Origin of the sequence: Mitsuaria sp. PDC51, assembly GCF_900113225.1 — a bacterium.
Classification (GTDB): Bacteria; Pseudomonadota; Gammaproteobacteria; order Burkholderiales; family Burkholderiaceae_C; genus Roseateles.
In genome coordinates this window covers 2,283,317-2,303,318 of the sequence record NZ_FOZE01000001.1, presented here as the reverse complement: position 1 = coordinate 2,303,318, position 20,002 = coordinate 2,283,317, and the positions used below count along the sequence as shown (strand labels likewise).

Genomic DNA, 20,002 nt, shown 5'->3' with positions numbered 1-20,002 from the left:
GATCGAGGTGAGGTGAGGCGTCGTGTCAGGCGGGCCCGGCCGTGCTGGCCGCGCCGCTGGTGGTGGCCGCGCCGCTGGTGGTGGGCGTGTTGCCGTTCGCCTTGGCGGCGTGGGTGGCCGTGCCGGTCGGCTTGAGCAGCCAGTGGGCCAGCGCCGGCAGCAGCACCAGCGCGCCGACCATGTTCCAGACAAACATGAAGGCCAGCAGGAGGCCCATGTCGGCCTGGAACTTGATGGGGGACAGCGCCCAGGTGCCCACCGCGAGCGCGAGGGTCACGCCGGTGAGCATCACCACCCGCCCGGTGAACTGCAGCGCGTGCAGGTAGGCCGCCGAGAGGCTCTCGCCGGCGCGCAGCCGGGCCAGCATGACGCTGAGCACGTAGAGCGCGTAGTCCACGCCGATGCCCACGCCCAGCGCGATCACCGGCAGCGTGGCGACCTTGACCCCCATGCCCAGGCCCACCATCAGCGCCTCGCACAGGATGGAGGTCAGCACCAGCGGCAGCACCGCCACCACCACCGCCCGCCAGGAGCGGAAGGTCACCCAGCACAGCACGACGACGGCGCCGTAGACCCACCACAGCATCTCCCGCATCGCCTGCTGGACGACGATGTTGGTGGCCGCGGCGATGCCGGCCGAGCCGGCGGCCAGCATGAAGCGCTCGGAGGGCGCAGCCGCTGTCCCGGACGGCCCGGCGCCACCACTCGGTGCCGTTGCGTTGGTGGAGTTGGCGGCGATGAAGGCCTCGACCGTGTCGACGACGCTGGTCAGCGTCTCGGCCTTGTGGTCCTTCAGGTAGACGTACAGCGAGAGGAAGGAGCAGCCCTGGTTGAACAGCTCGCGCGGCGCGCGGGTCTGCACGCCGCCGAGCGCGCTGTCATTGGGGATGAGTTCGTACCACTTCAGCTGGCCCTCGTTGTAGCCCACCATCGCGAGCTTGGAGAGCGCCGCCATGGAGTTGGTGGACTCCACGCCGGGCAGCTGCTCCAGCCGCCAGGCGAGCTGGTCGACCTTGGCCAGCGTGCCGTAGCGCGTGCACTGGTCCTCGGGCGTGGCGACCATCACCACCAGGATGTCGCTGGAGGCGGCGTAGTGCCGGGTGACGTAGTCGTTGTCGCGGTTGTAGCGCGAGTCCGCGCGCAGCTCGGGCGCGCCGGGGTCGAGGTCACCGACATGCAGCCGCGTGCTGACCGCATAACCCGCCACGGCCAGCACCGCCGAAACACCAAGCGCCATCAGCGCCGGGCCGCGTTGCGTGAAGCGGTCGAGCAGGCGCCACAGGCCCGAATTGCCCGCGGCGGGATTGAACGCGGGGTCGTCGCGCAGGCTGCGCCGGGCGGCCGCCGGGCTCACGCCGACGTAGGACAGCAGGATGGGCAGCAGCACGAGGTTGGTGAAGATCAGCACCGCCACGCCGATGCTGGCCACCAGCGCCAGGTCCTGGATGGCCTGGATCTTGATCAGCGCCAGCACGGCGAAGCCGACCGCATCGCACAGCAGCGCGGTCAGGCCCGCGACGAAGAGGCGGCGGAAGGTGTAGCGCGCGGCGACCACGCGGTGCGTGCCGCGGCCCACGTCCTGCATGATCCCGTTCATCTTCTGCGCCCCATGGCTCATGCCGATGGCGAAGACCAGGAAGGGCACCAGCACCGAGTACGGATCCAGCGCGTAGCCCAGCAGCGCCAGCAGCCCGAACTGCCACACCACGGCGATGAGCGAGCAGGCCACGACCAGCACGGTGCTGCGCACGCAGCGGGTGTAGGCCCACAGCACGCCGGCGCAGATCACCAGCGCCACGCCGAAGAACACCAGCACCTGGCGCAGCCCCTCGATGAGATCGCCCATGACCTTGGCGAAGCCGGTCACGTGCAGCGTGACGACGTCGCCGTCGTACTTCGCGCGCAGCGCCTCGATCTGCCGGCCCAGCGCGCCGTAGTCCAGCGCCTGGCCGGTCTTGGGATTCACGTCCAGCAGCGGCGCGAAGACGATGCTGGAGCGCGCGTCGCCGGCGACGATCTGGCCGATCTCGCCCGAGCGCTCGACATTGGCGCGGACCTCGGCCAGCGCTTCGGGCGAGCCGTCATAGCTGTCGCCCATGACGGTGTTGCCGTCCAGCCCCTCCTCCGTCACCGCGACCCAGCGCGTGTTGGCCGTCCACAGCGACTTCATGAAGGGCCGGTCCACGCCCGGCATCAGGTAGACCTCGTCGCTGATCTTCTGCAGCGTGTCGAGGTAGCGCTTGTCGTAGATCGTCCCCTGGCGGGCCTCGACGACGATGCGCAGCGCATTGCCCTGGCCGCCGAGGTCGCCCTTGTGCGTCAGGTAGTTGACGATGTAGGGGTGCTGGGTCGGGATGGTCTTCTCGAAGCTGGCGTTGAGCGTCAGCCGCAAGGCCTGCTGGCCCAGCCACAGCGTGGCCAGCAGGCACAGCAGCATGACCCAGGGCCGGTGGTTGAAGAGCAGCCGCTCGGCCCAGGAGCCGGAGCGGGTGTCGAAGTCGTCGAGCCGGGTCACCACGGGTGGGGTGCCGGCTGGGTCGGTGGCGGCGTGCATCGTTGGTGTCAGGGAGTGGATCAGGGTGCGGGTGAGGCGCGGCGGGTACCGCGCAGGCTGGCGATGACCCAGGCGCCGTCGGGGGCGGCGGCGAGGCCAGCGGCAGGCAGCGGCCCGGCGGGCGGGGGACGGCGCGTGAAGCGGTGGCCGTCGTCGGTGCTGACGAAGAGCTCGCCGTTCTGGGCCAGCAGCGTGAGCTCGCCGCGGTCGGCGCGCTCGAGGCCGGCCTGCAGGCTGACCGGCGTGCCGAACTCGACCTTGTCCCAGCTCGTCCCGGCATCGCCCGAGCGGTAGACGCTGCCGCGCAGGCCGTAGGCCAGCAGCGCGCCGCTGCGCGTGGACAGCAGGCCGAAGAAGCTGCCCTTGTAGGGCGAGGCCAGCGCGGTGAAGGAGACGCCATCGTCGCTGGAGCGCAGCAGCAGGCCCTGCTCGCCGGCGATGACCCACGCGCCGCCAGGCCCGCCGACGGCGCGCACGCCGTACAGGTGCAGGCCGCGCGGGTTGACCGCGCGCAGCGGCAGCGGCTCCCACGTCCGGCCGCCGTCGCGCGTGGCCATGGCCAGGCCGTAGGCGCCGACGGCGATGGCCCGCTGCGCGTCGATTGCCTCCAGATCGAACCAGGGTTTGTCGGCGCCCTCCTCCACCAGGCGCTGCGCGGCGCGGCGGCTGGCGTCATCGGTCGCGGCGGCCAGCAGGGCCCGGGCCGCCCGCAGTCCGTCCAGTTGCAGCGCCCACGTCTTGCCGCCGTCCTCCGTCTTCAGGATGACGCCGAGGTGGCCGACGGCCCACCCGATGCGGGCATCGACGAAGCGCAGCGCCGTCAGGCCCGCGCGCACCGGCACCCGGGCCTGCTGCCAGGTCTTGCCGCCGTCGTCGGACCACAGCACCGTGCCGCGCTCGCCGGCCGCCACCAGGCGATCGCCGGCGCGTGCCACGGCCAGCGTGGACGCGCCCAGCGCCTTGGGGCTGATCAGGGCCGGCTCGGTCAGCGCAGCCGGCACGGCGGGCACGGCCGGCGCGGCAGGAGCACCCGCCGCGGACGGACTGGCCATTGCCGGAGACCCAGCCACTGCGGGAGACACGGTGGCCGCGGGCGGTGCGCCCGGCTCGGGCGCCGTCGCGGCCGCCGTCGCCGCGACGGCGCAGGCCAGCATCAGGACTGCCGGCCCCCGCATCACCGCGCTCCTTCGTTGGCCAGCTCCTCGGGGCTGAAGAAGCTGCGCGGCAGCGGCGCGACGACCTTGTACTGGCTGGGCAGCTCGTTGCTGGCCATGTTCAGGTAGTAGGCGCCGGTCTGCAGGTCGTAGCCGCCCCAGTACATGTTGCCGACCAGGGCCGGGATGTCCGGCGCCAGAAGCGTCAGCGTGTAGTTGGTGCGCCAGAGGTCGCCCTTGGCGTCCCAGCCGTCGAACAGGATGATCTGCCAGCTGTCCTCGTCGATGTAGTACTTGCGCTTGGGCACCACGTGGCGCTTGCCCTCGGCGAGCGTCGCCTCGACCTCCCAGACGCGGTGCAGCTCCCAGCGCACCAGGCTCGGATTGAGCGTGCCCGGTGTCACCAGGTCGGCCACCTTGGCCGAGGCCGCGCGGTTGTTGTTGTAGGGGATGTAGAGCTCGCGCTTGCCCACCAGCTTGAGCGTGTGCTTGTCGATCGGGCCGAAGAGGTTGAAGGCTTCATCGAACAAGCCGATGCCCGAGGTCACCGAGTCCGGCGTGTCATAGGCCACCGACGGCGCCTTGCGCACGCGGCGCTGCCCCACCAGGTACTGCCACAGGCCGCGCGGGTTGCTCGCGTTCAGGTTGTCGTGCGCGAGGATGGCCTCGCCGGTCTTGGAGCCCGGCTCGCTGACCGCGAACTTGCCGAGCTGGTAGTAGCCGTCGAATTTCTCGAGGCTGCCTTCGGGGTCGTAGAACTGCTTGCGGAAGCTCTGCGTGCCGCCGGAGGCCATCGCGCGCTTGCCGTCCGCTGTCACGACCCACACGCGCACCGGCGCCTGGATGTAGGTGCCGGTCCACGCCAGGCGATGGTTCTGGAACACCTCGTAGCCATCCTTGGGAATGGGGAACGGCGTACCGCCATAGGCGCCCTCGGTGCCGTGACCGTTATCGACCAGCTTGGCCCGCGTCGCGTTCTTGAAGGTGTTGTCGTAGACCCATTGCGGCGCGGCGGCGGTGCGGTGGGTCGGGTAGACCTCGATGCGGAAGTCGGGGTACTTCTTCATCAGCGCCTTCACGCCGTCGCTGAGTTTGGCCTCGTACTGGGCCATGTTCTTCGCGCTGATCGCATAAAGCGGCTTCTCGCCCGGGAAGGGATCGGGCCGGGCGTCGCCGGCCTTGAAGCCCGCGGGCGCCTTGGTCATGCCGCCGTCCCAGGCAGGGATGCTGCCGTCCTTGTTGGCGCCGCGCTCGGCGCCCAGCGGGGTCAGCGTGGTCTTGAGCCGGGCGGCCTCCTCGGCCGTGACGGCGGCGAGCGCGGGAGCGGACAACAGCATGGCGACCGCGGCAGCGGAAGCAGCGGTGGCGGCGAAGACGCGCGCCGGGAGAGGGATGCGATTCATGGGAGGTCTTTCGTGTGGCGTCAGAAGGTGCGCGAGACGGCAAGGCTGACGTAGGCGCGGTCGCGCAGCGTCTGGCCGAAGGTGAGCTGGCGCGGCGAGCCGCTGCCGGCGACGAGGGTCTCGGTGAAGGTCCTGGCGGTGCCGAAGAAATCGCTGTAGGTCAGCGCGACGTTCCAGGCGTTCTGGTACTTGCCCTTGAGCCCGATGCTGTAGTCACCGGCCTTGGACGCGCCGCCGGCGAAGTTGGCGATGGCCGAGGACCGGCCGCCGAAGTTCCAGCCCAGGCCGAGGGGCACCGAAAGGTCCAGCCCCGGCAGCACCTGGAAGTACTGCGGCTCGAAGAGCACGCGCAAGGCGAAGGCGCCCTTGGTGGTGTTCGGGTCCAGCCCGCCGATGCCCTGGCTCGCGCCGTTGCTGGCGGCGAAGATGTCCTTGGTCACGCTGAGCCGGCGGTTGTAGGCCAGCTCGGCCAGCAGCGCCCCGCCCTGCCACAGCGCGCCCGGCTGCAGCACGTAGATGCCCGAGGCCTGCAGATGGGCGGTGCGGCCCACCGCGAAGCACGGCGCGTCGCTGCCACCGCAGCTCAGCACCGGGCCCAGGCCGAGCACGGCGGGATCGCTGTTCAGCGGCGCATTCCAGCGCAGCGAGCCCTCGACGGCCCAGTTCAACTGGCCGATCGACGAGGTGACGCTCGCGCCGAGGGTGCGGATGTCGTCGCCATAGGCCAGATGCACATTGCCGTTGACGAAGTCGAACACCGGCACGGCGGGCGTCTTGTCGTGGTACTGCGCGGCGTAGAGGCCGAACTCGTAGTCGCTGCCGGTCGGGCTGATGCGCAGCTGCACGCCGCCCTGCCCCGAGTCGCGCGGCCGCAGGTCGCGGCTCCTGTCGTAGGTCAGCAGGATGGGACTGCCGTCGGGCGCCTGGCCGAAGTTGACGGTACCGGTGCCGACGTAGTCCTGGTTGGAGAAGTAGCTGCCGACGCCGGGGATCTTGCTCGGCCGCCACTTGAGCTGGTAGTAGGCGCCCAGCGAGAGGCCCTCGGCGATCTGCAGCGAGCCCGACACCTGCTCCACCGGCAGCAGCACTTCCTTGAACTGCCAGCCGGGCACCGACATGATCTTGGCCACGTCAACCGGCCCTTGCGCGTTGGCGATGCCGTTCTGGCCGAAGAACAGGCTCTCGCCCCATTGCAGCGTGTGGCGTCCGACGCGCACGGTGCCCTTCATGCCGGCGATCTCGCCCTTGAAGTAGACGAAGGCATCGAGGAACTCGCCGCTGCGACCGTGCTGGCGGCGCGTGTCGGGGAGGAACTCGTTGGCGGCCTGGCCCGGGAAGCCGTTGGACGTCGGGACGGCGGTGCCCAGGTCGTTGCCGCCGGCGTAGAGCTCGGTGCCGGCGTAGCGGTTCTTGCGCAGGTAGACCGCGTCACGCCACGCGTTGCCGCTGAGCCGCGCGCCGAAGTTCTGGCTGGTGAGGTCGAGCTCGGCCAGCAGGTCGAAGCGGTTGGAGATCTGTCCGCGCTTGAAGTTGTGGTCGCCGTCGTCCTCGTTGACGGTGCCGGGATCGACCGCCACGTCCAGGCGCGTCAGCGCGGCGGACGGATTCTTGAGCCGCACGGCGGTGCTGTACTTGGGCGTCAGGTCCAGGCGCACCTTGTAGTCGCTGCTGGGCAGGTCGATGTCGAAGGCGTGGGCGGCCGGCAGGGCAAAAGCTGCCGCCACCGCCAGCGCGAGGCGGGTGGGTCGGGTCATGGTGTCTCCTCGAGGGTGGTGCGGGCTCGGCGGCCCGCTTGAATGAATCAGAGGTAGGTCGAGGCCAGCCCGCCGTCGACCGGCAGGTTGACGCCGCTGATCCAGCGCGACTCGTCGGCGCACAGGAAGGCGATCACGGGCGCGACCTCGTCCGCCAGCGCCGGGCGCTTGATGCGGTGGGCGTCCTTCTGCACGCGCTCCTCGCCGAGCATCTGCACGAAGTCGCCCAGGATGGGCGTCATCACCGGACCGGGCGCGACGCAATTCATGCGCACGCCATGCGCGAGGAACCACTTCTGCGACTGCGTGACGGTCCAGACGATCAGCGCTTCCTTGAAGTACTGGTAGCAGGTCTCCTGCGCCACCGGCTTCTTCGCGAGGAAGGCCAGGCCGGCCTCGAAGCTGGGCGTCTCGGCCAGGGCCTTGTGGAGGTCCAGCCGCGCGGGCCATTCGGCGCCGAGGATGGAGGCGATGTTGACGATGGCGCCGCCGTGATTCCCATGGGGAAGGCGCTCGATGGCGCGCGTGCACAGGTGGCGCAGCCCGAGGTAGTTGACCCGCGCCACCAGGTCCACCGGCGCGGTGCCGGGCACGCCGGCGATGTTGCACAGCGCGTCGAAACGCTCGGGCAGCTGCTTGAAGGCGGCGTCGATGGCGGCCTGCTCCGACAGGTCGGCCTTGATGAAGCCGTCCAGCGTCAGCGCGGGCTCGTTGCGATCCACGCCGATGACGCGCGCGCCCTTCAGGCGCAGGAAGCGCGCGGTCTCGGCGCCGATGCCGGAGCTCGCGCCGGTGATGACGATGGTCTTGCCATGGAAGTTCATGCTTGTCTCCTTGTGTTGTCGTCTGTCTGCTGCCGCGGGCCCGAGCCGTCTCGCGCGGCGCGCGTCAGAACGGGAACTGCGGCGGCGCGTCCTTGACGGTCAGCCACTGCCAGGTGCTGAACTGCTCCCAGTCGCCGGGGCCGCCGTGCGAGTTGCCGTTGCCCGCGATGCCGGGGCCGCCGAAGGGATTGACCGCGTCATCGTTGACCGTCTGGTCGTTGATGTGGACCATGCCGGCGCGCAGTTGCCGCCCCAGCGCCAGTGCGCGACCGACCGAGCGCGAGATCACGCCGGCCGCCAGCCCGCCCTGGCTGTCGTTGGCCAGCGCCACGGCCTCCTCGTCCGTCTTGAAGGTCACCAGGTTGACGACGGGGCCGAAGGTCTCGTGGTCGTAGGTCGGCATGCCGGGCAGCACGCCGGCCAGCACGGTGGGTTTGTAGAAGAGGCGATCGAACGTGCCGCCAGCCAGCAGCTGGGCGCCAGCCCGCACGCTGGCCTGCACCGCGGCGTGCACGCGGTCGCGCTGGCGCTCATCGATCAGCGGCCCCAGCGCGACCTGGCCGGTGGCACCGTCGCCCACCGGCAGCTGCCGGGCCTTGGCCACCAGGCGCTCGGTGATGGCGGGGGCGATGGCCTCGTGCACCAGCACGCGGTTGCTGGCCATGCAGATCTGGCCCTGATGCAGCCAGGCGCCCCAGGCGATGTTGCTCGCGGCCAGGTCGAGGTCGGCGTCGTCGAGCACGACCAGCGCATTGCTCCCGCCCAGCTCCAGCGAGACCTTCTTCAGATGGCGGCCCGCCAGCTCGCCGATGCGGCGCCCCACGCCGACCGAGCCGGTGAAGGAGATCATCGCGATGGCCGGATCCTCGACCAGCGCCTCGCCCACGGCCGCGCCGCCCGGCAGCACGTGCAACAGGCCGGCGGGCAGGCCGGCGGCCTCGAAGACGCGGGCGATCAGGAAGCCGCCGCTGACCGGCGTGCGCGGGTCGGGCTTGATGACGACGGCGTTGCCCGCGGCCAGTGCCGGCGCCACCACGCGCAGCGTCAGCACCAGCGGGAAGTTGAAGGGCGAGATCACCCCCACCACGCCGAGCGGCACGCGCCGCGCGACCGACAGCCGCCCCGGCGTGCTGGGCAGCACCTGCCCCTGCGCCTGCAGCGGCATGGAGGCTGCGATCTGGCAGAACGCGATGGCCTCGCGCAGCTCGTGCTGGCCCTTGGGCAGGATGGCGCCGCTCTCGCGGGTGACGAAGAGCGCCAGCTCGTCGAAGTGATCCTGGAACAGCTGCGCCGCGCGCAGGAACACGGCGGCGCGCTCGCGCGGCGGTGTGGCCGCCCAGCCCGCCTGCGCCTGCGCGGCGATGCGCGCGGCCGGCGCCACGTCGGCCGCCACGGCAACGCCGGTGCGCGTCAGCACCGCGCCGGTGGCGGGCTCGATCAGGTCGGCGGACTCGGCGGCGGCGCGCCAGCCACCGCTGTACACGTGCTCCTGCCACAGGGCGGGGTCGAGGAAGGGTCGAGAGGTCATGTCAGGCCACGCTGAAGAGGTTGAAAGGCACGAACCCGGTGTTCGCTCGCCCTCTTCCAGTGCAACGCCCGTGCCGCGCCATGCCAGGGCGGCGCGCCGCCGCGGTGCATCGATGCGCCGTCCTGGATCGTTTTCAGAGTGAAACCATCGCCCGCCCTGGGACTTTCCCTGCCCTCAATGTGAATGCCACTGTCACGGGTTATCCCGGGTCATCGATATTTATGAAATGAAAACAATTTGAGGACCCGACCCGCGGTCGACCTGCTCAATTGATCAAGCCATGACCAAGCCGCCTCGCATCTCCCTGGCCGAAGTGGCCCGCCAGACCGGCGCGATGCTGCGCCGCGGCGACAGCCGGCACTTCGTCGAGGCACAGCAGCCGACGATGGACGACCTGACCGAGTCGCTGTTCTTCTCGCCCGGCGACGGCCGCATCTGGCTCAACGACCAGCGCATGCTGCTGCTGCACAGCTCCGCCGTCGGGCACCTGCGGCGCGAGCTGATCGACACGCTGGGCCTGGAGCGCGCGCGCGGCCTGCTCACGCGGGCCGGCTACGTGTCCGGCGCGCGCGACGCGCAGTTGGTGCGCGAGCGCTGGCCGCAGGCCGACGCAGCCAACGTCTTCATGGCCGGCACGCGGCTGCATGCGCTCGAGGGCGTGGTGAAGGTGACGCCGCTGGCCTTCGACTTCGACATCGATCGCGGCACCTACGAGGGCGAGTTCCTCTGGGAGCACTCCAGCGAGGACGACGAGCACATCAGCGCCTACGGCATCGGCACCGAGGCGGCCTGCTGGTCGCAGGTGGGCTACGCCACCGGCTACGTGACCAGCCTGTTCGGGCAGCTCGTGATCTTCCGCGAGGTGGAGTGCCGCGCCATGGGCGCGAGCGTCTGCCGCGTGATCGGCCGCCATGCCGCGGCCTGGGGCGACATCAGCGAGGACCTGCGCTACCTGGAGGCCAAGGACTTCCGCCGCATCAACGCCGCCGCGGAACCCGCCCCGTCGTCGCCGGCCGCGCCGACCGACGCCCGTGGCGAGCGGCCCGCCGAGCGTGATGGAGCCCCCGCGGAACGCCACGCGGAAGGCCGCGCAGACCGCCAGGCCGAACGCCATGACATCGTCGGCGCCTCCTCCGCCTTCAACTCCGCCTGCCACCAGCTGGCGCGCGTGGCCGCGACGCGCGCCACCGTGCTCTTCACCGGCGAGTCGGGCGTGGGCAAGGAGGCCTTCGCGCGCCGGCTGCATCGCATCAGTCCGCGCGCGGCCGAGCCCTTCATGGCGGTGAACTGCGCCGCCATTCCGGAGACGCTGATCGAGAGCGAGCTCTTCGGCGTCGAGCGCGGCGCGTTCACCGGCGCCAGCCAGTCGCGCCCCGGTCGCTTCGAACGCGCGCACGGCGGCACGCTGTTCCTGGACGAGATCGGCACGCTGAGCCTGGTCAGCCAGGGCAAGCTGCTGCGCGCGCTGCAGGAGGGCGAGATCGAGCGCGTGGGCGGCACGCGGGTGATGGAGGTCGATGTCCGCGTGGTCGCCGCGACCAACGTGGACCTGCAGGCCGAGGTGCATGCCGGGCGCTTCCGCGAAGACCTCTACTACCGCCTCAACGTCTACCCCATCCACCTGCCGCCGCTGCGCGAGCGGCGCGACGACATCCCGCTGCTGATGGCGCATTTCCTGCGGCGCGAGGCCCAGCGGCACGGCCGCCATCCGACCGGCTTCACGCCCCGCGCCGTGCGGGCGATGCTGCACTACGCCTTCCCCGGCAACATCCGCGAGCTGCAGAACCTGGTCGAGCGCGGCGTCATCTCGGCCGAGGACGGCCAGGCCATCGACGTGGCCCACATGTTCCGGCGCGAGCAGCTCAGCGACGAGGCGCTGCTGGCCATCGGCGCGCACGGCACGCTGCGCAAGGGCGCCGCGCCCGCGCCGCGCCTGCTGGACCTGCTCGGTGAGGCGCTGCATCCCGGCAGCGCCGGCCACGTGGCGCTGGACGCCATCGAGCGCCAACTGCTGCGCGAGGCCACCGAGGCCGAGCACGGCAACCTGGCCGCCGCTGCCCGCCGCCTGGGCCTCACGCGCGCGCAGCTGGCCTACCGGCTGCAGCGCGCGGCGCAGCCGCCGGCGCCTGCCGGCTGAGCCGCGGCATCTGGTCGGGGCAATCAATTCATTTAAGTAATCAATCCATCGCTTGACGGCCGGCGGCGGCATCGCCTCGGCCGCGCAAGCCTGCGCCACACCGTCGATCAGGTGCCGTTGAAGCCGCTGATTGCGGTTCCGATGTCCGTGCAAACCCTGAATGTCTTGCTCCGCTTTTAGTTAATACTGTTAATCATCAGCAGCCAAGCAGCTGGCATCGCCAGACGCCCCCATGCCCGACTTCTCCGCCCGATTCGACGATCACTGGCTCCTCGACGGCGCGCGCACGCCGCTGGTGGACTACTGCGGCGCGCTGGCCGATGTCTCCCCCATCGACCTGGGCATCAAGGCGGCCCGCGCCGCGCTGACGCGCGCCCAGGTGCCCGGCGCCGCCATCGACTCGGTCGTCACCGCCTCGATGGCGCAGGCCTCCTTCGACGCCTACATGCTGCCGCGCCACATCGGCCTGTACGCCGGCGTGCCCATCGAGGTCCCGGCCATCCTGGTGCAGCGCATCTGCGGCAGCGGCTTCGAGATCATTCGCCAGGCCGCCGACCAGATCACGCTGGGCTACGCCAGCCTGGCGCTGGTGGTGGGCGCGGAGTCGATGTCGCGCAATCCGATCTGCGCCTACACGCACCGCGGCGGCTTCCGGCTCGGCGCGCCGGTCGAGTTCAAGGACTTCCTGTGGGAAGCGCTCGACGACCCGGCCGCCAAGGTCTCGATGATCCAGACGGCCGAGAACCTCGCGCGGAAATACAGCATCACGCGCGCCGAGGTCGACGCCTATGCCGCGTCCTCGTTCGAGCGCGCGCTGCGGGCGCAGGCCGAGGGCTTCCATGCCGGCGAGATCGTCCCGGTGACGAGCGAGCGCTTCGAGCTCGACGGCTATGAGCCGCGCGGCATCAAGCTGCCGCGCAAGGTCGCCGTCGCCGATCGCGACACCCATCCGCGCCCGTCCCCGCTCGAGGCGCTCGCCGCGCTGCGGCCGGTGTACGAAGGCGGCGTGCAGACGGCCGGCAACTCCTCGGCGCTGGTCGACGGCGCGGCGGCGGTGGTCGTCGCCTCCGGCGCCCAGGTGCGCGATCGCGGCTTGCGACCACTGGCGCGCCTGCGCGGCGCGGCGGCGGCCGGCGTGCCGCCCGAGATCATGGGCATCGGTCCCGCGCCAGCCATCCGCGCGCTGCTGTCGCGCTGCGGGCTGACGCTGGCCGACATCGACCTCATCGAGATCAACGAGGCCCAGGGTGCCCAGACCCTGGCCTGCGCGAAGGAGCTCGGCCTGGACCTGGACCGGCTCAACGTCAACGGCGGCGCCATCGCGCTGGGCCACCCGCTGGCCGCCACCGGCGTGCGCCTGACCCTCACCGCCGCGCGCGAACTGCAGCTTCGCGGTGGCCGCTACGCCATCGTCTCCGCCTGCGTCGGCGGCGGCCAGGGCATGGCCCTGCTGATCGAAAACCCCGCTGCCTGAGGCCCCCATGAAGATCATCACCGCCGACCAGGTCGGCCCCCTCGTCAAGGATGGCGCCACCCTCTTCCTCGGCGGCCTGGCCATGATGGGCCTGGCCGAGGAAGTGCTGCAGGGACTGGAGCGCCACTTCCTCGCCACCGGCCATCCCAACCAGCTCACCACCTGGGCCTGCGGCGCGATCGGCAACGCCGGCAGCGGCGGCATGGCCCACCTGGCCCATCCGGGCATGGTCAAGCGCGTCGTCGCCGGCCATTTCGGGCAGACCGGCAAGGCCATGATGGCCAGGGTCCATGCCGGCGAGGTCGAGGCCTACAACTTCCCGCAGGGCTCGCTGTCCAGCCTCACGCGGCACATCGCCAGCCGCTCGCCGGGCCTGCTGACCAAGGTCGGCCTGGGCACCTTCGTGGACCCGCGGCAGGAAGGCGGCCGGCTCAACGCCGCCTCGCGCGAGGACCTGGTGCGCCTGGTCGAGTTTGAAGGCGAGGAGTGGCTCTTCCATCCCGCGCCGCGCATCGACGTCGCCTTCATCCGCGCCACCTATGCCGATGAACGGGGCAACCTCAGCATGGACAAGGAAGGCGTGCTGCTGGAGCAGCTCGCCATCGCGCAGGCCGCGCGCGCCTGCGGCGGCATCGTGGTCGCGCAGGTCGAGGCGGTGGTGGCCGCCGGCAGCCTGCATCCCAAGAGCGTCAAGGTGCCGGGGCTGGTGGTGGACTACGTCGTCGTCGCCCAGCCGGAGAACCACCTGCAGACCATCACCACCGCCTTCAATCCCGCCTTCAGCGGCGACGTGCGCGTGCCGCTGGACCGCGTGCCGGCGCTGCCGCTGGACGAGCGCAAGGTCATCGCCCGCCGCGCCGCGATGGAGCTGCGGCCCGGCGCGGTCACCAACCTGGGCATCGGCATCCCGGCCGGCGTGCCGTCGGTGGCGGCCGAGGAAGGCGTGGCGGGCCTGCTCACGCTGAGCGTCGAATGCGGCGTGAACGGCGGCGTGCCCGCGCAGGGCGGCGACTTCGGCCTGGCCTACAACCCCGAGTCCATCATCGAGCAGTCCTCGCAGTTCGACTTCTACGACGGCGGCGGCCTGGACTGCAGCTTCCTGGGCCTGGCCCAGACCGACCGCCACGGTAACGTCAACGTCAGCAAGTTCAACGGCCGCCCGGTGGGCTGTGGCGGCTTCATCAACATCACGGCCTCGACGCCGCGCCTCGTGTTCTGCGGCAGTTTCACCGCCGGGGGCGTCGAGCTCACCGTTGCCGATGGCGAGCTGCGCATCCACCAGGAAGGCCGCGCGCGCAAGTTCGTCGAGCAGGTCGAGCAGATCACTTTCAACGGCCGCGATGCCGCGCGCCGCGGCCAGGAGGTGCTCTTCGTCACCGAGCGCGCCGTCTTCGCGCTGCGCGAGGACGGCCTGGAGCTGACCGAGGTCGCGCCGGGCATCGACCTCGAGCGCGACGTGCTGGCCCACATGGAATTCCGCCCGCTGATGCGCGACGTGAAGACCATGGACGCCGGACTTTTCCGCGACCATTGGGGCGGCCTGGCCGCCGCCCTCACCTCCGCGAGCCCCGCATGAACGCCGCCACCGACTTCCTCCCCGCCAGCGGCCTGCTGGCCCAACTCGACCTGCTGCTCATCGAGCATGCCGGCGCCGTCACGCACCTGCGCCTGAACCGCCCCGCCAAGCGCAACGCCATCAACGAGGCGTTGATGCGGCAGCTGCACACCGCCCTGCTCAACCTGCCGCCGTCGACGCGGGCGCTGGTCGTCAGCGGCGAAGGCGCGCACTTCTGCGCCGGCCTGGACCTGTCCGACCTCAGCGAGCGCAGCGTGGCCGAAGGCGTGCTGCACTCGCGCAGCTGGCATGTGGTCATGGACGCGCTGCAGTTCTGCAGCGTGCCGGTCGTGGCGGCGCTGCACGGCGCGGTCGTGGGCGGCGGGCTGGAACTGGCGGCGGCCGTCCACATCCGCGTGGCCGACGAGACCGCCTACTTCGGCCTGCCCGAGGGCCAGCGCGGCATCTTCGTCGGTGGCGGCGGCTCGGCCCGCATCCCGCGCCTGGCCGGCACGGCCTGCATGACCGACATGATGCTCACCGGCCGCGTACTGGATGCCCACGAGGGCGAGCGGCGCGGCCTGGCGCAGTACGTGGTGCCGCCCGGCGAGGCCGTCGCCAAGGCCATCGAGCTGGCCGGCCGCATCGCGCAGAATGCGCCGCTGTCCAACTTCGCCGTGACCCAGGCGCTGCCGCGCATCGCCGACCTGCCGCAGGCCGACGGCCTGTTCATGGAATCGCTGATGGCCGCCATCGCCCAGGGCGACGAAGTGGCCAAGCAACGGCTGCAGGACTTCCTGCAGAAACGCAGCCCCAAGATCGTCAAGTCATGAAGCCGCGCTACCGCCCCGTCGCCATCGGCGGCTGCCTGGACCACACCCTCGTCGAGCCGCGCGACGACGGCGGCTTCGTGCTGCGCTCGACCGAGGCGCTGGCGGCCTATCCCCGGCACATGGGCGAGCGCCTCCAGCACTGGGCGCGGACCGCGCCGGACCGGCTCTTCGCCGCGAAGCGCGATCCGGACGGCGCCTGGCGCGCCCTCAGCTACGCCGACATGCTGGCGCGGGCGCGCTCGCTGGGCCAGGCGCTGCTGGACCGGGGCCTGGACGTGGAGCGACCGCTGGTCCTCCTGTCCGACAACGACCTCCCGCACCTGAGCCTGATGCTGGGCGCGATGTGGGCCGGCATCCCGAGCGTCAGCATCTCGCCGGCCTACTCGCTGGTGTCGACCGACTTCGGCCGCCTGCGCCACATCGTCGGCAAGGCCACGCCGGGTGCCGTCTACGCGGCGGATCCAGGCTACGCCGCGGCCATCGAGGCGGTGGTCGAGGCCGGGACCTGCGTGGTCCTCGGCGAAGGCCGGCTCGCCGGCCGGGCCACGGATCGCTTCGACGAGCTGCTGGACACCGCACCGGGGCCCGAACTGGACGCCGCCCACGCGCGGATCGATCCCGACACCATCGTCAAACTGATGTTCACCTCGGGCTCGACCAAGGCGCCCAAGGGCGTGATCGTGACGCAGCGCATGTGGTGCGCCAACCAGCAGATGACGCTGCAGACGCTGCCCTTCCTGGCGGAGGAGCCGCCGGTGGTGCTGGACTGGCTGCCGTGGAATCACACCTTCGGCGGCAACCACAACCTGGGCATCGTGCTCTACAACGGCGGCAGCCTCTACATCGACGAGGGCAAGCCGGTGCCGGGCCGCTTCGAGGACACGCTGCGCAACCTGCGCGAGATCGCGCCGACCATCTTCTTCAACGTGCCCAAGGGGTATGACGAGCTGGTCTCGGCGCTGCGGGCCGACACCGCGCTGCGCGACCACTTCTTCAGCCGGCTGCGCCTGGTGGAATGCGGCGGCGCGGGGCTCTCGGCCAAGACGCTGGACGCCTTCAACCAGCTGGCCGAGGCGGCCATTGGCGAACGCATCCGCCTGGCCGCGGGCCTGGGCATGACCGAGACCGCCCCGACCTGCACCTTCGCCATCCCCGAGGACAGCCGGCCCGGCTTCATCGGCTGCCCGGTGCCCGGTGTGGAGGTCAAGCTGGTGCCGGCCGGCGACAAGCACGAGGTGCGCTTCCGCGGCCCCAACGTGATGCCCGGCTACTGGCGCGAGCCCGAGCTGACGCGCGAGGCCTTCGACGACGAGGGCTACTACCGCACCGGCGACGCCGCGCGGCCCGCCGATCCCGCCGACCCGGCCCAGGGCCTGATGTTTGACGGCCGCATCGCCGAGGACTTCAAGCTGTCCACCGGCACCTTCGTCAGCGTCGGACCGCTGCGCGCCCGCGTGGTCGCGCTGGGTTTCCCCTGCGTGCACGACGCGGTCGTCACCGGCCTGGGGCGCGACGAGATCGGCCTGCTGATCGTGCCGCGCCTGGGCGAGGTCCGCCGGCTGGCGGAGCTGCCCGACAGCCTGCCCGCCGCCCAGGTGCTGGCCCATTCGATCGTGCGCGGCTTCTTCCAGGACCTGGCCGACCAGCTCTGGGCCCAGGGCACCGGCAGCGCCAACCGCCCGGCGCGACTGCTGCTGCTGGCCGAGCCGCCGTCCATCGACGGCGGCGAGATCACCGACAAGGGCTCGATCAACCAGCGCGCGGTGCTGAGCCGCCGCGCGGCGCTGGTCGAGCTGCTGCACGAGGCCGCCGACGGCCATCCCGACGTCATCACCCCCCACCGCTGACCACCATGAACCTCACTGGACAAGCCGCCCTCGTCACCGGCGCCGGCTCCGGCCTCGGCGAAGCCGTCGCCCGCACCCTCGCCGCCCAAGGCGTTCGCGTCGCGCTGCTCGACATCAACGAGGCCGGCGCGCGCCGCGTGGCCGATGAGCTCGGCGCCGACCGCGCGCTGGCACTGCGCTGCGACATCACCGACGCCGCCTCCGTCACCGCCGCGCTGGACGCCGCCACGGCCGCCCACGGCCCGGCCCGCATCCTCATGAACGTCGCCGGCATCGGCACCGCCAAGCGCATCGTGCAGCGCGACGGCTCGCCCGCGCCGCTGGAGGACTTCGAGCGCGTCGTGCGCATCAACCTGATCGGCACCTACAACATGACGCGCCTGGCGGTGAGCCGCATCGCGGCGCTGGCGCCGCTGGCCGACGGCGAACGCGGTGTCGTCGTCAACACCGCCTCGGTCGCCGCCTTCGATGGCCAGGTCGGCCAGGAGGCCTACTCGGCCTCCAAGGGCGGCATCGTCGGCATGACGCTGCCGCTGGCGCGCGACCTCGCCCAGTTCGGCGTGCGCGTCTGCACCATCGCGCCCGGCCTGTTCGCCACCCCGCTGATGAAGGAATTGCCCGAGGAGGTGCAGCAGAACCTGGCCGCGTCCATCCCCTTCCCCAAGCGCCTGGGCCTGCCCGAGGAATTCGCCGCGCTGGCCGCGCACATCGTCGCCAACGGCCACCTCAACGGCGAGGTCATCCGCCTCGACGGCGCGCTGCGCATGGCGCCGCGCTGAGCGCGCCGGTCCCGCCCCAGGTCCGTTCCCGAGGAGTTCCCATGTTCATCACCAACACCTGGTACGTCGCCGCCCGCAGCGAGGAGGTCGGCACCGACAAGCCGCTGGGCCGCAAGGTCTGCAACCACGCGATGGCCTTCTTCCGCGACAGCGCCGGCGCCGTCCGCGCGGTGGAGGACTTCTGCCCGCACCGCGGCGCGCCGCTGTCGCTGGGCCGCGTGAACGGCGACACGCTGGTCTGCGGCTACCACGGCCTGGCCATGGGCGGCGACGGCAGGACCGTGTCCATGCCCTGCCAGCGCGTGCGTGGCTTTCCGGCCATCCGCAGCTTCCCGGTCCATGAGGCGCACGGCTTCATCTGGGTCTGGCCGGGCGACGCCGCGCAGGCGGACCTGGCCGCGCTGCCGGCCTTCGAGTGGCTGGGCAACCCGGCCTTCGGTTATGGCGGCGGCCTGTACCACATCGCCTGCGACTACCGGCTGATGATCGACAACCTGATGGACCTCACCCACGAGACCTACGTGCATGCCGGCAGCATCGGCCAGAAGGAGATCGACGAGATCCCCTGCACCACGCGCGTGGACGGCGACCACGTCATCACCGAGCGCCACATGCAGGGCATCGAGGCGCCGCCGTTCTGGCGGATGGCGCTGCGCATGAACGGCCTGCCCGAGGACCAGCCGGTGGACCGCTGGCAGATCTGCCACTTCACGCCGCCCAGCCACATCATGATCGAGGTCGGCGTGGCGCTGGCCGGCCACGGGGGCTACGAGGCGCCCGACGAGGTCAAGGCGGCGAGCTGGGTGGTGGACTTCATCACCCCGGAGACCGACACCTCCATCCACTACTTCTGGGGCATGGCGCGCAAGTTCAAACCCCAGGACCCGGCGCTCACCGAGCAGATCCGCGAAGGCCAGGGCCGGATCTTCGCCGAGGACCAGGAGATGCTGGAGCGCCAGCAGCAGAACCTGCTGGCCTGGCCGCAACGCCAGCTGCTGATGCTCAACATCGACGGCGGCGGCGTGCAGTCGCGCAAAGTCATCGATCGGCTGATGGCGGCGCGGGCATGAGCGCGCCGATCCTCGCGCCCATCACGGCGCTGATCCCCGTCCGCGTCCAGGCCAAGGCCGCCGCCGCGCGGGACGTCTGCGCCGTCACCCTCGTGGCCGCCGATGGCGGCGCCCTGCCCGCGTTCACCGCCGGCGCGCATGTGGACGTCCATCTGCCGGGCGGCCTGGTGCGGCAGTACTCCCTCAGCAACGATCCCGCCGAGACCCATCGCTACGTGCTGGGCGTGCTGAGGGAAGCGGCCTCGCGCGGCGGATCGCGCGCGGTGCATGAGCAGTTGATGCCGGGCCAGACGCTGCAGATCGGCGCGCCGCGCAATCATTTCCCGCTGGTGCCGTCGGCCCGTCGCAGCCTGCTGATCGCCGGCGGCATCGGCATCACGCCGCTGCTCGCGATGGCGCGCCAGCTCGCCGGCGCGGGCGCGGACTTCGCGCTGCATTACGCGGCCCGCGACCTCCAGCGCATGGCCTTCCGCGCGGAGATCGAGGCCAGCGCCTGGGCCGGCGCGGCCCATTTCCATGTCGGCCCCGACCGGATGGACGTGCCTGGGCTGCTGGCGGCGCAGGCCGCCGACACGCATGTCTACGTCTGCGGCCCCAAGCGCCTGATCGACGCCGTGACCGAGGCCGCCCGGGCGCTGGGCTGGGCGGGAGACCGGGTGCATCACGAGTTCTTCGCCGGCGCGGAGGCACCGCCCCCGGGCCAGGACCGTCCGTTCGAGCTCGAGCTGCGCTCCGGCCGCGTCATTCCCGTGGCGGTCGGCCAGAGCGCCGCGCAGGCGCTGATCGCGGCGGGCATCCCGCTGCTGACGTCCTGCGAGCAAGGCGTCTGCGGCACCTGCCTGACCGGCGTGCTGGCCGGCGAGCCCGAGCACCGCGACCTGTACCTCACGCCGGAGGAACAGGCGGCCAACGATCAGTTCACGCCCTGCTGCTCGCGCGCACGGAGCGACCGGCTGGTGCTTGATCTCGGTTGAGCGGCGGGCGGGCGGAGGATGCGCCGGTCACTCCTGGACGTATCGAGCCCCATGGCATGAGCCGTCGCCCCGCACTCTGCGCCGCGGCGACCTGAAAGTCCTGAGCCCCGGATGAA

14 protein-coding genes are annotated in these 20,002 nt (G+C 71.4%); 8 read left to right on the top strand and 6 right to left on the bottom strand.

Features of this window, described 5'->3' with window-relative positions; translation table 11 throughout:
• Positions 1 to 25 precede the first annotated feature (25 nt).
• The 6 genes from BM393_RS09800 to BM393_RS09775 form a co-directional block, all read right to left on the bottom strand.
• Positions 26 to 2,554, bottom strand: coding sequence for an RND family transporter (locus BM393_RS09800; protein WP_091724586.1), 2,529 nt, complete (start codon positions 2,552 to 2,554; stop codon positions 26 to 28).
• A 20-nt stretch (positions 2,555 to 2,574) separates the two neighbouring features.
• Entirely contained in the window at positions 2,575 to 3,729 is a 1,155-nt protein-coding gene (locus BM393_RS09795) for a YCF48-related protein (protein ID WP_254783317.1), read from the bottom strand.
• On the bottom strand, positions 3,729 to 5,111 hold the full coding sequence (locus tag BM393_RS09790; RefSeq protein WP_091724584.1) for a DUF1329 domain-containing protein: 1,383 nt from the start codon (positions 5,109 to 5,111) through the stop codon (positions 3,729 to 3,731). Before BM393_RS09790 ends, BM393_RS09795 begins: the two co-directional genes overlap by 1 nt.
• Before the next feature lie 20 nt (positions 5,112 to 5,131).
• Positions 5,132 to 6,865, bottom strand: a complete 1,734-nt coding sequence (locus BM393_RS09785; RefSeq protein ID WP_091724583.1) for a DUF1302 domain-containing protein — start codon at positions 6,863 to 6,865, stop codon at positions 5,132 to 5,134.
• Positions 6,866 to 6,912: 47 nt separating this feature from the next.
• The gene (locus BM393_RS09780) at positions 6,913 to 7,689 is read right to left on the bottom strand and encodes a coniferyl-alcohol dehydrogenase (RefSeq protein WP_091724582.1); all 777 of its coding nucleotides are present in this window, start codon (positions 7,687 to 7,689) and stop codon (positions 6,913 to 6,915) included.
• Between the two features lie 64 nt (positions 7,690 to 7,753).
• The gene (locus BM393_RS09775; protein ID WP_091724581.1) at positions 7,754 to 9,217 is read right to left on the bottom strand and encodes a benzaldehyde dehydrogenase; all 1,464 of its coding nucleotides are present in this window, start codon (positions 9,215 to 9,217) and stop codon (positions 7,754 to 7,756) included.
• Between the two features lie 280 nt (positions 9,218 to 9,497).
• On the opposite strand from BM393_RS09775, the gene BM393_RS09770 reads away from it, so the two are divergent.
• The 8 genes from BM393_RS09770 to BM393_RS09735 all read left to right on the top strand — a co-directional run bounded on the left by BM393_RS09770 (position 9,498) and on the right by BM393_RS09735 (position 19,886).
• The gene (locus BM393_RS09770) at positions 9,498 to 11,354 is read left to right on the top strand and encodes a sigma-54-dependent Fis family transcriptional regulator (RefSeq protein WP_091724580.1); all 1,857 of its coding nucleotides are present in this window, start codon (positions 9,498 to 9,500) and stop codon (positions 11,352 to 11,354) included.
• Between the two features lie 232 nt (positions 11,355 to 11,586).
• Entirely contained in the window at positions 11,587 to 12,828 is a 1,242-nt protein-coding gene (locus BM393_RS09765; protein ID WP_091724579.1) for a thiolase family protein, read from the top strand.
• A 7-nt stretch (positions 12,829 to 12,835) separates the two neighbouring features.
• On the top strand, positions 12,836 to 14,404 hold the full coding sequence (locus BM393_RS09760) for an acyl CoA:acetate/3-ketoacid CoA transferase (RefSeq protein WP_091724578.1): 1,569 nt from the start codon (positions 12,836 to 12,838) through the stop codon (positions 14,402 to 14,404).
• Positions 14,401 to 15,216, top strand: a complete 816-nt coding sequence (locus BM393_RS09755) for a crotonase/enoyl-CoA hydratase family protein (RefSeq protein ID WP_091724577.1) — start codon at positions 14,401 to 14,403, stop codon at positions 15,214 to 15,216. The genes BM393_RS09760 and BM393_RS09755 overlap by 4 nt, the downstream gene beginning before the upstream one ends.
• On the top strand, positions 15,213 to 17,063 hold the full coding sequence (locus BM393_RS09750) for a feruloyl-CoA synthase (RefSeq protein WP_091724576.1): 1,851 nt from the start codon (positions 15,213 to 15,215) through the stop codon (positions 17,061 to 17,063). Before BM393_RS09755 ends, BM393_RS09750 begins: the two co-directional genes overlap by 4 nt.
• 5 nt (positions 17,064 to 17,068) lie before the next feature.
• Positions 17,069 to 17,842, top strand: a complete 774-nt coding sequence (locus BM393_RS09745) for an SDR family NAD(P)-dependent oxidoreductase (RefSeq protein ID WP_091724575.1) — start codon at positions 17,069 to 17,071, stop codon at positions 17,840 to 17,842.
• A 41-nt stretch (positions 17,843 to 17,883) separates the two neighbouring features.
• The gene (locus BM393_RS09740; RefSeq protein ID WP_091724574.1) at positions 17,884 to 18,912 is read left to right on the top strand and encodes an aromatic ring-hydroxylating dioxygenase subunit alpha; all 1,029 of its coding nucleotides are present in this window, start codon (positions 17,884 to 17,886) and stop codon (positions 18,910 to 18,912) included.
• A complete protein-coding gene (locus tag BM393_RS09735; protein WP_091724573.1) occupies positions 18,909 to 19,886 on the top strand; it encodes a PDR/VanB family oxidoreductase in 978 nt (325 codons plus the stop codon). Before BM393_RS09740 ends, BM393_RS09735 begins: the two co-directional genes overlap by 4 nt.
• Positions 19,887 to 20,002: the final 116 nt, after the last annotated feature.